The sequence below is a fragment of the Sphingomonas sp. SORGH_AS_0438 genome, from assembly GCF_031453475.1.
GTDB lineage: Bacteria > Pseudomonadota > Alphaproteobacteria > Sphingomonadales > Sphingomonadaceae > Sphingomonas.
The window spans coordinates 3,859,083-3,872,942 of sequence record NZ_JAVIZS010000001.1 but is presented as its reverse complement, the minus strand read 5'-3'; the positions used below and the strand labels follow the sequence as shown (position 1 = coordinate 3,872,942).

At 67.5% G+C, this 13,860-nt stretch carries 14 protein-coding genes and 1 tRNA gene; 10 read left to right on the top strand and 5 right to left on the bottom strand.

Going from position 1 to position 13,860, the window contains the following annotated elements; genetic code table 11:
- The first annotated feature begins 337 nt into the window (after nucleotides 1-337).
- Nucleotides 338-1,702: a dihydrolipoyl dehydrogenase gene (locus QE452_RS18200; RefSeq protein WP_309659947.1), complete on the top strand. Its 1,365-nt coding sequence runs from the start codon at nucleotides 338-340 to the stop codon at nucleotides 1,700-1,702.
- Nucleotides 1,703-1,751: 49 nt separating this feature from the next.
- Here QE452_RS18200 and QE452_RS18195 read toward each other — a convergent pair whose 3' ends face one another.
- On the bottom strand, nucleotides 1,752-2,015 hold the full coding sequence (locus tag QE452_RS18195) for a hypothetical protein (protein ID WP_309659948.1): 264 nt from the start codon (nucleotides 2,013-2,015) through the stop codon (nucleotides 1,752-1,754).
- Between the two features lie 98 nt (nucleotides 2,016-2,113).
- Here QE452_RS18195 and QE452_RS18190 point away from each other — a divergent pair, with 98 nt between their 5' ends.
- Genes QE452_RS18190 through QE452_RS18165 form a run of 6 tightly spaced genes read left to right on the top strand, consistent with a single transcriptional unit; the run spans nucleotide 2,114 to nucleotide 7,309 of the window.
- Entirely contained in the window at nucleotides 2,114-3,058 is a 945-nt protein-coding gene (locus tag QE452_RS18190; protein WP_309659949.1) for a DnaJ C-terminal domain-containing protein, read from the top strand.
- Between the two features lie 7 nt (nucleotides 3,059-3,065).
- On the top strand, nucleotides 3,066-4,037 hold the full coding sequence (locus QE452_RS18185; protein ID WP_405052782.1) for a YihY/virulence factor BrkB family protein: 972 nt from the start codon (nucleotides 3,066-3,068) through the stop codon (nucleotides 4,035-4,037).
- 10 nt (nucleotides 4,038-4,047) lie between these two features.
- Entirely contained in the window at nucleotides 4,048-4,851 is an 804-nt protein-coding gene (gene fabI / locus QE452_RS18180; RefSeq protein WP_309659950.1) for an enoyl-ACP reductase FabI, read from the top strand.
- Between the two features lie 3 nt (nucleotides 4,852-4,854).
- Nucleotides 4,855-5,379, top strand: a complete 525-nt coding sequence (locus QE452_RS18175) for a GNAT family N-acetyltransferase (RefSeq protein WP_125993495.1) — start codon at nucleotides 4,855-4,857, stop codon at nucleotides 5,377-5,379.
- Complete coding sequence (gene aroC, locus QE452_RS18170; RefSeq protein ID WP_309659951.1) at nucleotides 5,376-6,443, top strand: chorismate synthase; 1,068 nt, start codon at nucleotides 5,376-5,378, stop codon at nucleotides 6,441-6,443. The genes QE452_RS18175 and aroC overlap by 4 nt, the downstream gene beginning before the upstream one ends.
- Before the next feature lie 59 nt (nucleotides 6,444-6,502).
- Nucleotides 6,503-7,309 (top strand): hypothetical protein, encoded by an 807-nt coding sequence (locus tag QE452_RS18165; RefSeq protein ID WP_309730482.1) that lies wholly within the window; start codon nucleotides 6,503-6,505, stop codon nucleotides 7,307-7,309.
- Between the two features lie 546 nt (nucleotides 7,310-7,855).
- Here the strand turns inward: QE452_RS18165 and QE452_RS18160 are convergent.
- Nucleotides 7,856-7,945 (bottom strand) — tRNA-Ser (locus QE452_RS18160).
- Between the two features lie 154 nt (nucleotides 7,946-8,099).
- On the opposite strand from QE452_RS18160, the gene QE452_RS18155 reads away from it, so the two are divergent.
- Nucleotides 8,100-8,852 (top strand): EipA family protein, encoded by a 753-nt coding sequence (locus QE452_RS18155; protein WP_309659954.1) that lies wholly within the window; start codon nucleotides 8,100-8,102, stop codon nucleotides 8,850-8,852.
- A gap of 138 nt (nucleotides 8,853-8,990) precedes the next feature.
- On the top strand, nucleotides 8,991-9,722 hold the full coding sequence (locus QE452_RS18150) for a ParA family protein (protein ID WP_309659955.1): 732 nt from the start codon (nucleotides 8,991-8,993) through the stop codon (nucleotides 9,720-9,722).
- Nucleotides 9,723-9,795: 73 nt separating this feature from the next.
- On the opposite strand, the gene hslU is transcribed toward QE452_RS18150, so the two are convergent.
- The 3 genes from hslU to phaR form a co-directional block, all read right to left on the bottom strand.
- Nucleotides 9,796-11,097 (bottom strand): ATP-dependent protease ATPase subunit HslU, encoded by a 1,302-nt coding sequence (gene hslU / locus QE452_RS18145; RefSeq protein WP_309659956.1) that lies wholly within the window; start codon nucleotides 11,095-11,097, stop codon nucleotides 9,796-9,798.
- A gap of 53 nt (nucleotides 11,098-11,150) precedes the next feature.
- Nucleotides 11,151-11,729, bottom strand: a complete 579-nt coding sequence (gene hslV, locus QE452_RS18140) for an ATP-dependent protease subunit HslV (RefSeq protein ID WP_125993675.1) — start codon at nucleotides 11,727-11,729, stop codon at nucleotides 11,151-11,153.
- Between the two features lie 65 nt (nucleotides 11,730-11,794).
- Nucleotides 11,795-12,379, bottom strand: coding sequence for a polyhydroxyalkanoate synthesis repressor PhaR (gene phaR / locus QE452_RS18135; protein ID WP_309659957.1), 585 nt, complete (start codon nucleotides 12,377-12,379; stop codon nucleotides 11,795-11,797).
- A 232-nt stretch (nucleotides 12,380-12,611) separates the two neighbouring features.
- Between phaR and QE452_RS18130 the strand changes: the two genes are divergently transcribed.
- Nucleotides 12,612-13,796, top strand: coding sequence for an acetyl-CoA C-acetyltransferase (locus QE452_RS18130; protein WP_309659958.1), 1,185 nt, complete (start codon nucleotides 12,612-12,614; stop codon nucleotides 13,794-13,796).
- Nucleotides 13,797-13,860 lie beyond the last annotated feature (64 nt).

The following is a 13,860-nucleotide window of genomic DNA, read 5'->3' as shown; positions in this document are numbered from 1 at the left end:
CCCGAAACATCAAACAAACGACCATCCACCCCCCTTCCAGGAAGCCAGGTCGTCCGATCTGTCCGGCGTCGCAGCCAACCAAACCATCCGGTCCGTCGCTGCGGTGACGCGCCCTCTAATCATCACACCACAAACCGTCAAACGGTTTTCGTCACGGATGCGACTTTTTTTCGTCGCAGGCCTGTCATGCCGTTGGGTCGGCCGGGGTGGTCGCCAGACTGCGCGGGTAATCTGCAGCAACAATCCGCGCCTTGGCGAGGAACCGCCGCCATGGTCCGGCTCTTCCGCTTGAGCGGGTCTTTCCTCCCGCAATGGATCGTCCCGATGGAGATGCGACTTGGCCGAACGGCAGTGCGACGTGATCGTGATCGGGGCCGGCACCGCCGGCCTCCATGCCTATAAGACCGCGACGGCGCGAGGCGCGGAGACCGTCATCGTCGAGCGGGGCGCCGGCGGGTCGACCTGTACGCGGGTCGGCTGCATGCCGTCCAAGTTGCTGATCGCCGCGGCGCGTACGGCCCGAACCTGCGAAGGGGCCGGGCGATTCGGCGTCGAGACCGGACCGGTGTCGATCGATGCGGCCGCCATGTGGGCGCGCGTGCGGCGCGAGCGGGACCGCTTCGTCGACGCGATCCTGGAGGAATATCACGCCATTCCCGATGCCGACCGCATCCACGGCACAGCCCTCTTCACCGGCAAGGACAACATCCAGGTAGAAGGGGAGCGAATCGTCGCGCGACAGGGCATCGTCATCGCCACCGGGGCCCGGCCGATCGTGCCCGACAGCTTGGACGCGGTCCGCGATCTCGTTCACACGCATGAGACGATCTTCGACCTGGATCACCTTCCCCAGGCAATGGCCGTGCTGGGCGCGGGGCCGGTCGGGCTGGAGCTCGCGCAGGCCTTTGCCCGGCTGGGCGTGGCGGTCACCCTGTTCGATCCCGGCGACACGATCGGCGGTCTAGCCGATCCGGAGACCAACGCCGCCGCGATCAAGGCCTTGGGGCAGGAAGTGACGCTGCACCTGGGCGTCGAGGCGAAGGCCGAGCCGATGGACGATGGCCGCGCCCGCCTGTCCTGGGACGGCGGCTCGGCCCTGGTCGACCTGATCCTGGCCGCCACCGGGCGTCCGCCGGAGCTCAAGGAGCTGGATCTGGACCAGACCGGCCTGGAACTGGACGATCACGGCACGCCGCTCTTCGATCCGCAGAGCCGGCGCTGCGGCGACAGCGCCATCTTCGTCGCCGGCGATGCCAATGCCTGGCGGCCGGTGCTGCACGAGGCGGCGCGCGGTGGGCGAATCGCCGCGACGGTCGCCACCGGCGGCGAGGCGCCGCGCACCCTGCCCGCCTTCGCCATCACCTTCACCGAGCCGAACCTGACCGAGATCGGCATGGCGTTCGACGATCTGCCGGACGATGTTCGGATCGGTTGCGCCAAGGTGGCCGATAATGGCCGCACCACCGTTGATGGCGCGACGCAGGGGTTGGTCCGGCTCTATGCCGACCGGGACGGCACATTGCTCGGCGCCTCGATCGCCGCGCCCGAGGGCGAGCATCTGGGCCATCTGGTCGCGCTGGCGATCGATCAGGGGATGGATGTGGCGCGCTTCGCCGACCAGCCCTGGTACCATCCGACCGTCGAGGAATTGTTGCAGATGGCGGCGCGCGACATCACCGGGTCCGAAGATCTGCTGGTCTGACCTGCGACGCTCAGCCGGCCGGTCCCATCCGGGACCGGCCGGCCGGACATCATTCCCCGGTCGTGGCGGCGTTGCTGTTCTCGCCCGAGGGATCGGCCTTGCCGCCACGGCCCGAATAATCGATCTCGGTCTGGCCGCCATGGCCCAGGAAGCCGCTATTCTCGCCGGCATCCTCCTTGTCCGTTTGCGGGTTGGGATAGGCGCCGCCGCCGCTCTCCCCGCCCTGTTGCTTGGCGGGCGTGTCCTGCACGCCGTCGCTCCGGCCCTTGGCACCGTCGCCGCCGGCGGCCTGCATGGGTTGCTTGTCGGTCATGGTTTTTTCTCCTCCGCCACCCAACGCGCGGGGCCGCGAGCGCGTTGCGCTGCCGGAACGTCTGCCCCACATAGGTGGGTAAGATACAGGGACCAACGATGGCAGATCCGTACCAGATTCTCGGCGTGGCACGCACCGCGACCGAGGCCGATATCAAAAAGGCCTATCGCAAGCTCGCCAAGGAGTTGCACCCCGACCGCAATACGGACAATCCCAAGGCGGCCGAGCGGTTCAGCCAGGCGACCAATGCCTATGACCTGCTGTCCGACAAGGACAAGCGCGCCCGCTTCGACCGGGGCGAGATCGATGGCGACGGCAATCCCGCCGCCCCGTTCGGCTATGGCGGCGGCGGTCCGCGCCCCGGCGGCGGCGGCGGCTTTCGCAGTCAGGGCTATGAATTCGGGGGCGGCGAAGCCGATGTGGGGGATATTTTCGAAGGACTGTTCGGTGGCGGCCGGTCGCGGGGCGGCGGCGGCTTTTCCGGCGGGTTCGGTGGCTTCGGCCGGCAGGCGCCGTCCAAGGGCAGCGACATCCAGTATCGGTTGCAGGTCCCCTTCACCGATGCCGCGACGCTGACGCCGCAGCGGGTGACGCTGGGCGACGGCAAGGCGATCGAGGTGAAGCTGCCCGCCGGCGTCGCGACCGGTACGCAGATGCGCCTCGCCGGCAAGGGTGAACCCGGCGCGGGTGGCGCGGGCGACGCGATCGTGACGATCGAGGTGCAGCCGCACCGTTTCTTCACCCGCGATGGCGACGACGTCCGCGTCGACCTGCCGATTGCGCTGTCCGAGGCGGTGCTGGGCGCGAAGGTGAAGGCGCCGACGGTCGAGAATCCGGTGATGCTGACCGTGCCGGCGGGCACCAGCTCGGGCAAGACCTTGCGCCTCAAGGGCAAGGGATTCCACAAGAAAGGCGGCGGTCGCGGCGACCAGCTGATCACGCTGATGGTCGATGTGCCGGCCGAGGATGCCGGGCTTCGCGACTTTGTCGAGGGCTGGGCCGCGACACAGGTCGGGAACCCGCGCGCCTTTATGGGCGTCTGACGTCCCTGTGGACGATATCGGTGAACTGACCCCGGAGGCGCGGGCCCATCATCATGGCAGGACCCGCGCCAGGCTCGATCGGCAACTTGCCAAGGTGCGACCGGGCAGCTATGCCTTCGAGATATTGAAACGGTCGGCGCTGGGCGTGTTCAACGACGGTTTCACCCATGCCGGCAACCTCGCCTATCTGGCGCTCATGACGCTGTTCCCCTTCTTCATCGTGGCGGCCGCCGTGCTGTCGCTGCTGGGGCAGAGCAACGAGACGGTGCGGACGGTAGAGGGATTCCTCCACGTCCTGCCGCACGACGTGGCCGACATATTGGAGAAGCCGATCTCCGACGTCTTGAAGGCGCGGACCGGATCGCTCCTGTGGCTGGGCGGACTGATCGGCCTGTGGACGGTCGGTGGGTTCGTCGAGACGATCCGCGACATCTTCCACCGCGCATATGGCGTGAAGGCGACCGCGCCCTTCTGGCGGTCGCGCCTGTCGTCGTCGGGCGTCATCATCCTGTCGGTGGTGGTCGCGCTGTTCGCCTTCCTGGCGCAGGGCGTGCTGACCGCCGCCGAGCAGTTCGTCTATCGCCTGCTGCCCTTCGCGCGCGACTGGGTCGGGCTGATCGGCCTGTCGCGCCTGGTGCCGGGCCTGGTGATGTTCGGCGCGCTCTACATGCTCTTCTATTCGGTCACCCCGTCCAAATATCGCTATAGCGACTGCCGCAAATGGCCCGGCGCGCTGTTCACGACGGTCTGGTGGGTGTCGATGACCGCGCTCCTGCCGGTGGTGCTGTCGCAACTGGGCGGCTACGACCTCACCTATGGCAGCCTGGCCGGCGTCGTCGTCATGCTGTTGTTCTTCTACATCATCGGCTTGGGACTGGTATTCGGCGCGCATTTGAACGCGGCACTGGCGGAACCGGCCGAGGAGGCGCTACAGGAACCCAACACGACATCGGCACCGGCGGGAGCGGCGCCAGTTTAAGGGTTTCGGCGTGAACGGATTGATGACAGGCAAGCGCGGGCTGATCATGGGCTTGGCGAACGATAAATCGCTGGCCTGGGGCATCGCCAAGCAATTGTCGGCGGCAGGCGCGGAACTCGCCTTCTCCTATCAGGGCGAGGCGATGGCGAAGCGGGTGCGGCCGCTGGCCGAACAGCTCGGCACCGCAAGGCTGTTCGACTGCGACGTGTCCGACATGGCGGCGCTGGATGCCACCTTCGCCGCGCTGGCGGCGGAATGGCCGACGATCGACTTCGTCGTCCACGCCATCGGCTTTTCCGACAAGTCGCAGCTGCGCGGGCGCTATTACGACACCACGCTCGACAATTTCCTGATGACGATGAACATCTCCGCCTATTCGCTGGTCGCGGTGGCGCAGCGGGCGCGGGCGATGATGCCCAACGGCGGCTCGATCCTGACGCTGACCTATTATGGCGCGGAGAAGGTCATTCCCCATTACAACGTCATGGGCGTGGCCAAGGCGGCGCTGGAGACGAGCGTCAAATATCTGGCGGTCGACCTGGGGCCGGACAATATCCGCATCAATGCCATTTCTGCCGGCCCGATCCAGACGCTGGCGGCGCGCGGCATCGGCGACTTCAACTATATCCTCAAGTGGAACGAGCTGAACGCGCCGCTGCGCCGCACCGTGACGATCGAGGATGTCGGCGGCGCGGGGCTGTACATGCTCAGCGACCTGTCCTCGGGCGTGACCGGCGAGATCCATCATGTCGATGCCGGCTACAACGTCATCGGCATGAAGGCCGAGGACGCGCCCGACATCGCGCTGGCCTGAGCCATGATCGCGATCCGGCCCGCGCGCGGCGAGGACGTCGCCGCCATCGACACGCTGCTGCGCGCCTGCTTCCCCGCGCCGCATGAGGCGAATCTGGTCCGCGACCTCTGCGCGGAAGGCGACATGGTGCTCGTCCTCACCGCCTGGGACGAGGAGGAGAGCCGCGTCGCCGGCATGGTCGCGTTCAGCCGCATGAACGTCGAGGTCGGCGGCAAGCCGGTGAGCGCGGTGGCGCTGGCCCCGGTGGCGGTCGCCGCCGCCTATCGCCGGCACGGCGTGGCCGAGGCGCTGATCACCGCCGGGCTGGAGCGGCTGGAGATGGAGGGCGTCGTGCTCTGCTTCGTGCTGGGCGAGCCGGAATTCTACAATCGCTTCGGCTTCCAGGCCGATGTCGCCCAGGGGTTCGAGACACCTTATGCGGGCGAATTCCTGCTGGCGCTGCCGCTCCAGGGCGGATTGATCCCCTGCGGCGTGCGTGGCCCCGCCACCCATGCGCCCGCCTTCACGCGATTGGGCAAGGACGCATGAGTTGGAACAGCTTCGGACGGGTGTTCCGCTTCACCACCTGGGGTGAGAGTCACGGGCCGGCGATCGGCGCCGTCGTCGATGGGTGCCCGCCGGGCCTGCCGCTCACCGAAGCCGATATCCAGCCCTGGCTCGACCGGCGGCGGCCCGGCACCTCGCGCTTCACCACGCAGCGGCGCGAGCCCGATGCGGTCCGTATCCTGTCCGGCGTGTTCGAGGGGCGGACCACCGGCACGCCGATCAGCCTGATGATCGAGAATGTCGACCAGCGGTCGAAGGATTATGGCGAGGTCGCCAAGGCCTATCGCCCCGGCCATGCCGACTATGCCTATGACGCCAAGTACGGCTTTCGCGACTATCGCGGCGGCGGCCGCTCCTCGGCGCGCGAGACGGCGAGCCGGGTCGCGGCGGGCGCGGTCGCCCGCGCGGTGATCCCGGGGGTCCGCATCCGTGCCTGGGTCGAGGCGATCGGCGGCGACGCGATCGATCCCGCCCGGTTCGATGATGCGGCGATCGACGCCAATCCCTTCTTCTGCCCCGATCCCGTCGCGGCCGAGCGCTGGGAGGGCGTGATCGATGCGGCGCGCAAGGCTGGGTCGTCGCTGGGTGCGGTGGTGGCCTGCGAGGCGACGGGCGTGCCCGCCGGCTGGGGGGCGCCGCTCTATGCCAAGCTCGATTCGGAGCTGGCGGCGGCGTGCATGAGCATCAACGCGGTCAAGGGCATCGAGATCGGCGACGGCTTCGCGGCGGCGGCCCTGTCGGGCGAGGCGAATGCCGACCCGATGCGCCCCGGCGCGGACGGTCCCGCCTTCCTGGCCAATCATGCCGGCGGCATCGCGGGCGGCATCGCCACCGGCCAGCCCATCCGCCTGCGCGTCGCTTTCAAGCCGACCAGCTCGATCCTGACCCCCGTCCCGACCATCACCCGCGACGGCGAGGCGACCGAAATCGCGACGCGCGGCCGTCATGATCCATGTGTCGGTATTCGCGGTGTTCCGGTGGTCGAGGCGATGGTCGCGCTGGTATTGGCCGATCAGGCGTTGCTCCACCGGGCTCAGTGCGGATGAGTACAGGAACTATTCTCTAGTCTGCGCCGTTACTTGCTCCGTATAATCGGAGAGAAAACATGCGTATCATCCTTCCCTTGGCGGCAGCGATGCTCGCTTTGCCTGCCATCGCCACCGCCCAGACTTCGACCACGGGCGGAACGACTGGCCAGACCGGCACGATGGGTACGGGCACGATGGGTACCGGCACCATGGGCACGGGCACGATGGGTGGCACCACCGCCGGTCAGAGCACCGGCACCCAGACCACGCCCGGCACCCGCAGCACGACGCGCGGCAAGCGCGGCAGCGGCAAGATGAGCGGCGGCGCGACGACCGGCGGCACCATGGGCGGCTCGACCGGCACCAGCACGACCGACCCCTATGGCGGCACGGCCGGCTCGACGTCGGGCAGCATGGGCGGTACCGGCACCATGGGCGGCACGACCACGGACGGCACGATGGGCGGCACCGGGACGACCGGCGGCACCATGGGTGGCACGACCGGGACGACGACCGGCACCATGGGCGCGCACGACCCCGCGCTGATCAATAACGGCAGGGGGCGTGGCCTGAACGGGCCACGCCCCCTTCGTCATGACAGGAGATCGCCGATGCGTATTTCCACTTTTGCGATGATCGCGGTCATCGCCCTTCCCCTACCCGCCATGGCACAAGTCGCCCGCGAACCGGTGGAACAGAAGGTGCCGGCCCCCGGTGCCACCGCTACCCCGACCGCACACGACGATCCTGCACCCACTTCCCCTGAAGCCCGACAGAGTGAGCGCGCCGCCCCTGGCGAGGCCGTGCCGACCAACGAGGCTCCGGCATCGCGTCCGCCCGTCGAGCAACCTGTTCCACCCGCCGACGATCCCTCCAAACGCTGATTCGACAAGATCGTCCGGCATCTCCGGATGCTCTGGCGAAGTAGCGATCCATCGCATTCCGTGAGAGCAGGATGACGTCGGCTTGACCCAAGCCGTCATTGCGAGCGTAGCGAAGCAATCCAGGGCCGCGCGCGTTACGCCCTGGATTGCTTCGCTACGCTCGCAATGACGATCCCAAGGCGAAATCCTGTGATCATGCTCTATGGAGTGCACTAATCACCTTGTTGCCATGACCGCTTGGTGCCTCTCACATGGGTTTGTGTCGGCATTGCCAGTAGCACGTTGTTGCATTGCTCAGTTCAATGCCCGCATCCCGTATTCCGCGAATTGAATTAGACGTGAAACCGCACTCTTCAGCGGCTCGGTCACGAGCGTCCGTCTTAAATTGCCGGTTAACGATTGAGACCGGAAGTCTTTGCAATCTTTGCGCGACCAATTACCCGATGACCGGCCAATCCATAGTCTAGATCATGACGAACGTGGCTGCCGGAATAGGATCAACGGCAAACGCTGCAATCCTCAGGTGCCGGTAACACCGGCATAGCGTGGCGGAGACGGAGGGATTCGAACCCTCGGTACGGTTTCCCGTACGACGCTTTAGCAAAGCGTTGGTTTCAGCCACTCACCCACGTCTCCGGATGCGGCAGGCGGCGGCTATAGCCAGCGTTTCGCCCGGGATCAACCGCCTTTCCATGCGACGGATCGTGCAATCGTTCATTGCATGGCAAGGCTGGGGTTGGTTAACCGGGGCGCGGTCCTCGACAGGGGCGGTTCTGGCTAAGGGGCGATGATGGTAAAGTGGCTGACAACATGGGCGGCGGTGACCGCCATGGGCGCAATGCCCGTCGCGGCGCAGGTGCGGACCATCGATCCCAATCGCGCCGTCGATGGCGATCTCGCCGGGCCGCCGCCCGCCTCGACGCCGCCCGCCGCCAGCCAGCGCCCCTATTCCCCGCCCGCCGAGCAACCGGCCCCCGTGCCCGAGACGACCACGCCCCTGCCGCAGGGCTCGAGCCCGCCCGCGCAGCAGGCGCGCGCCAATGCCACCACTCAAGCCGCCGACACCTTCGAGCGCGATGACCTGATGGCCGCGGGCGAGGGCGTATTCGGCAAGGGCGCGGAAGGGCTGGCCGGGATCATCGAGAAGATCCTGAAGGACCAGGGCCGCCCCAATGCCTATATCGCCGGGCGCGAGGCGTCGGGCGCGTTCGTCGTCGGCTTGCGCTACGGCTCGGGCGTGATGACCCACAAGGTCGAGGGGCAGATGCCGGTCTATTGGACCGGACCGTCGGTCGGCTTCGATGTCGGCGGCGATGCCAACAAGGTGTTCGTGCTCGTCTACAATCTGTACGACACCGAGGAGCTGTTCCACCGCTTCCCCGGCGCGGAAGGGCGTCTCTATGCGATCGGCGGATTCGCCGCGACCTATCTGCGGCGCGGCAATGTCGTGCTGATCCCGATCCGGCTGGGCGTTGGCTGGCGCGCGGGCGTCAATGTCGGCTATATGAACTTCACCCACAAGACGCGGTGGCTGCCCTTCTGAGCGAAAAAATCCACGGCCGGAAACGGGCGATCAAGCCTCTATAAAGTCACGGCAATAGCCCGCCCGCGGAGGCGCGACCCAATCGGGCGCGATGCTGGGCACTGGTCGCGCCCCCGCCCCCGCGCTAGCCTCGCGATCATGGCCACGATCGCAGTCTACAGCCTGAAGGGGGGCGTCGGCAAAACCACCATGGCGGTGAACCTGGCCTGGTGTGCGGCGACCCTGTCGGCGCGCCGCACCCTGCTCTGGGACCTTGATCCGCAAGGCGGCGCGACCTTCCTGCTCGGGGCGGAGCGAATCGGGCTGGGCCAGGCCCATGCCGTCTTCGCCCGCGACATTTCGCCCGACAAACTGATCCAGCCGAGCGGCATCGACCGACTCGACCTGCTACCCGCCGACCAGTCGCTGCGCGGGATCGACCATTTCTTCCACGGACTGGGCAAGAAGCGGCGGTTGCAGCGCCTGGTCGAGGCATTGGTCGGCCGGTACGACCGGATCATCCTGGACTGTCCACCCGGGCTGACCGAGACGACCGAGCAGGTGATTCGCGCCGCGACGTTGATCCTGGCCCCGGTCATCCCCTCCCCCCTGTCGCAACGCGCCTTCGAGGAGGTTGCGCGGCACCTGTTATCGGCCGGCGGGCGTCACGCGACGATGCTGCCGGTGTTCAGCATGGTCGATCGCCGCCGCGCGCTGCACAACGCCGCGCTTGCCGCCGCGCCCGACTGGCCGGTGATCCCGATGGCGAGCGCGGTCGAGGCGATGGCGGTCCACCGCCAGCCGCTCGGCCGCTTCGCCCCCACCAGCCCGGCGGCGGAGGCGATGGCCCGGCTGTGGACGGGGGTGGAACGGCGGCTGGCGCAGGGCTGAACCGACCGATACCCCGATCCCATCCCGGCGATGGCGGGATGGGATGCGGGGAAGCGTCCGAGCCCGCCGCGCCTTACAGCACGAACCGGCTGAGATCGGTGTTCCGCGCGATGCCGGCGAGTTGCCCGTCGACATAGGCCGCGTCGATCGTCAGCGTCTCGCCCTTGCGATCCTCGGCGTTGAAGCTGACTTCCTCCAGCAGCTTCTCCATCACCGTCTGCAAGCGGCGCGCGCCGATATTCTCGACCTGCCCGTTCACCTCGGCGGCGATGCGCGCGACCGCGGCGATTCCATCCTCGGTGAAGGCGATGTCGACCTGCTCGGTCGCCAGCAGCGCCTTGTACTGCGCGGGCAGCGATGCCTTGGTGTCCGACAGGATCGCGACGAAGTCCGCCTCGGTCAGCCCCTTCAACTCGACGCGGATCGGCAGACGGCCCTGAAGCTCGGGCAGCAGATCGGACGGCTTGGCGACATGGAAGGCGCCCGAGGCGATGAAGAGGACATGGTCGGTCTTCATCGGCCCGTATTTGGTCGAGACGGTCGTCCCCTCGATCAGCGGCAGAAGGTCGCGCTGCACGCCCTCGCGGCTCACCGAGCCGCCCCGCACGTCGCTGACCGCGATCTTGTCGATCTCGTCGAGGAAGACGATGCCATTCTCCTCGGCATTGGACAGCGCGACGCGGTTGACGTCGTCCTGGTCGAGCCGCTTGTCCGCCTCCTCCTCGACCAGCTTGTCCCAGGCGGCACGGACGTTGATCTTGCGCTTCTTGAGCGGCGGGCCGCCAAACGCCTTGCCCATCATCTCCGACAGGTTGATCATGCCGACATTGCCGCCGCCGCCGGGCATCTCGAACGGCATTTGCGGGGCCTGCTCGATCTCGATCTCCACCTCGGTCTGGTCGAGATGACCGTCGCGGAACCGCTGTTCGAAGGCGGCGCGCGTCGCCTGGCTCGAATCCTTGCCGACCAGCGCATCGAGCAGTCGGGCGAGCGCCGCCTCCTCCGCCTTGTCCTTCACCGCGACGCGGCGGCGGTCCTTCTCCAGCCGGATCGCTTCCTCGACCAGGTCGCGGGCGATCTGCTCCACGTCGCGGCCGACATAGCCGACCTCGGTGAACTTGGTCGCCTCCACCTTCACGAAGGGCGCGTCGGCCAGCTTGGCGAGGCGGCGGCTGATCTCGGTCTTGCCGCAGCCGGTCGGCCCGATCATCAGGATGTTCTTGGGCGTCACCTCGTCGCGCAATTCGGCGTCGAGATGCTGGCGGCGCCAGCGGTTGCGCAGCGCCACCGCCACCGCGCGCTTGGCATCGGACTGGCCGATGATGTGCGAATCGAGCGCGGCGACGATCGTCTTGGGCGTCAGTTGGTCGTTCATGGAATCAGAAGCCTTGATCGGCGGACAGGGAAGGTCGGAAAGGCGGGGTCGCGTCAGCTCGCGCTGTCGAGCGACTCCAGCGTCAACCGGTCGTTGGTGTAGACGCAGATCTCGGCGGCGATCTTCATCGCCTTGCGTGCCAGCGTCTCGGCATCGGGTTCGTAATCGGCCAGCGCCCGCGCCGCCGACAAGGCATAGTTGCCGCCCGATCCGATCGCCGCAATCCCCGCCTCCGGCTCCAGCACGTCGCCGTTCCCGGTCAGGATCAGCGTCACGTCCTTGTCGGCGACGATCATCATCGCCTCCAGGTTGCGGAGATATTTGTCGGTGCGCCAGTCCTTGGCCAGCTCTACCGCCGCGCGCATCAGCTGCCCGCCATGCCGCTCCAGCTTGGCTTCCAGCCGCTCGAACAGCGTGAAGGCGTCGGCGGTCGCGCCTGCGAAGCCGCCGATCACCGCGCCGCCGTCCTTGTCGGTCGCCCCCAGCCGCCGGACCTTGCGCGCGTTGGGTTTCATCACCGTCTGGCCCATCGACACCTGGCCGTCGCCGACCACCACGACCTTGCCGCCGCGACGGACCGACAGGATGGTGGTGCCGTGCCAGACCGGCGCAGCGCCACCGCGTTCATTCATGTTCCCGCTCATGCTTCGCATGTAGGCGTGGCGCCCGCCGGTTCAACGTGGGCGCGTGCGCCGCATCACGAACCGAGCCGGTCGACCTTGGCCTTGAGGTCCGCCAGTTCGGACTTGAGCGCCGCGATCTGGTCGTCCTTGGCGGCGGCGCTGGCGGCGGAGCCCCCCGGGCTCGCGGCCGATGCGGGTGCGGCGGCGGCAGGCTCGGCACCGGGCTTGAACGCTTGGGTCGCCGCCTCGAACATCGCCATGTTGCGCTTGGCCATCTCCTCGAAGGGGGAGCCGGCGAACGCCCCCTCCAGCGCCGAGCGGAACTGCAACTGGTTGCGGCGGAAGCTGTCCATCGACGCTTCCAGATAGCTCGGCACCATCGACTGCATCGAATCGCCGTACATGGAGATGAGCTGACGCAGGAAACTGACCGGCAGCATCGTCTGGCCGCGGCTCTCCTCCTCCATGATGATCTGGGTGAGGACGTTGTGGGTGATGTCCTCCTCGGTCTTGGCGTCGACGACCTTGAACTCGCGGCCCTCGCGCGTCATCGCCGCCAGATGCTCCAGCGTGATGTAGGAGGAGGTCTCGGTATTGTAGAGCCGGCGGTTGGCATATTTCTTGATGATGACCACACCGCCCGGATTCGGCTTCTTCATGGCAATGCCCCCCTCTCGCTGTTTATAGGGGAGACTAGGACCATGGTTGACGCGCCGCAACACGGGGAGCGACGCTGCGCATCATTTTTCCGTGCTGCGCAGTAACTTCGGCAAGATCCTGCCGGAAATCGGGAAATTTGCGGCTGGTACCGCCGAATGCGCGCTACTCCGCTGGATCGAGACCGGTCGAATGCCTAGATAGGCCGCGCCTATCACCAGGGGATTTTCCAACGTGACCGCACCCACCGACATCGTCATCACCGCCGCCAAGCGCACGCCCGTCGGCGCCTTTCTGGGCGCCTTCGCCGCGACGCCCGCGCATGAGCTGGGCCGGGTGGCGATCACCGCCGCGCTCGAACAGGCCGGCCTGTCCGGCGAGGAGGTGTCCGAGGTCATCATGGGCCAGGTGCTGACCGCCGCGCAGGGCCAGAACCCCGCCCGCCAGGCATCGATGGCGGCCGGCGTGCCCAAGGAAGTGCCCGCCTGGGGCGTCAACCAAGTCTGCGGCTCCGGCCTGCGCGCCGTGGCGCTGGCGGCGCAGGCGGTCGCGACCGGCGATGCGACGATCGTCGTCGCCGGCGGCCAGGAGTCCATGTCGCTCTCCCCCCATGCGCAGACGATGCGCGGCGGCACCAAGATGGGCAATGTCAGCCTGGTCGACACCATGGTGCATGACGGCCTGACCGACGTGTTCAACGGCTATCACATGGGCATCACCGCCGAGAATCTGGCCGAACAATATCAGGTGACCCGCGCCGAGCAGGATCAGTTCTCGGTCCGCTCGCAGAATCTGGCGGAGGCGGCGCGCGCCTCCGGCCGGTTCAAGGACGAGATCGCGCCGGTGACGATCAAGGGCCGCAAGGGCGACACCGTCGTCGAGCAGGACGAATATATCCGCGCCGGCGCGACGATCGAGAGCGTGTCGGGCGTGCGCCCCGCCTTCAAGAAGGACGGCACCGTGACGGCGGCGAACGCCTCGGGCCTGAACGACGGCGCGGCGGCGATCGTGGTGATGACCCGCGCCGAGGCGGAGAAGCGCGGCAGCCCGATCCTGGCGACGATCCGCAGCTGGGCCTCGGCCGGCGTCGATCCGTCGGTGATGGGCATCGGCCCCGTCCCCGCCACCAAGCGTGCGCTGGAAAAGGCCGGCTGGACCGTCGCCGATCTCGACCTGATCGAGGCGAACGAGGCGTTCGCGGCGCAGGCGCTGTCGGTCGGCAAGGAGCTGGGCTTCGACGCGGACAAGGTGAACGTCAATGGCGGCGCGATCGCGCTGGGCCACCCGATCGGTGCCAGCGGCGCGCGCGTGCTGACCACGCTGATCTACGAGATGCAGAAGCGCGACGCCGCCAAGGGCCTCGCCACCCTGTGCATCGGTGGCGGCATGGGCATCGCCATGTGCCTCGAGCGCGACTGACATAGGGCCGGATCGGATGTTGCAAGCCTGCAACATCCGTTCATGAAATTGTCATGTTGCGTCG

What these genes read in the sequence shown, in the direction of transcription:
- QE452_RS18150 (WP_309659955.1), top strand. Translation starts at nt 8,991, where the DNA reads ATGGCCACGATCGCAGTCTACAGCCTGAAGGGGGGCGTCGGCAAAACC.
- QE452_RS18175 (WP_125993495.1), top strand. Translation starts at nt 4,855, where the DNA reads ATGATCGCGATCCGGCCCGCGCGCGGCGAGGACGTCGCCGCCATCGAC.
- QE452_RS18190 (WP_309659949.1), top strand. Translation starts at nt 2,114, where the DNA reads ATGGCAGATCCGTACCAGATTCTCGGCGTGGCACGCACCGCGACCGAG.
- QE452_RS18195 (WP_309659948.1), bottom strand. Translation starts at nt 2,015, where the DNA reads ATGACCGACAAGCAACCCATGCAGGCCGCCGGCGGCGACGGTGCCAAG.
- phaR (WP_309659957.1), bottom strand. Translation starts at nt 12,379, where the DNA reads ATGAAGAAGCCGAATCCGGGCGGTGTGGTCATCATCAAGAAATATGCC.
- hslU (WP_309659956.1), bottom strand. Translation starts at nt 11,097, where the DNA reads ATGAACGACCAACTGACGCCCAAGACGATCGTCGCCGCGCTCGATTCG.
- QE452_RS18165 (WP_309730482.1), top strand. Translation starts at nt 6,503, where the DNA reads ATGCGTATCATCCTTCCCTTGGCGGCAGCGATGCTCGCTTTGCCTGCC.
- hslV (WP_125993675.1), bottom strand. Translation starts at nt 11,729, where the DNA reads ATGAATGAACGCGGTGGCGCTGCGCCGGTCTGGCACGGCACCACCATC.
- QE452_RS18155 (WP_309659954.1), top strand. Translation starts at nt 8,100, where the DNA reads ATGGTAAAGTGGCTGACAACATGGGCGGCGGTGACCGCCATGGGCGCA.
- aroC (WP_309659951.1), top strand. Translation starts at nt 5,376, where the DNA reads ATGAGTTGGAACAGCTTCGGACGGGTGTTCCGCTTCACCACCTGGGGT.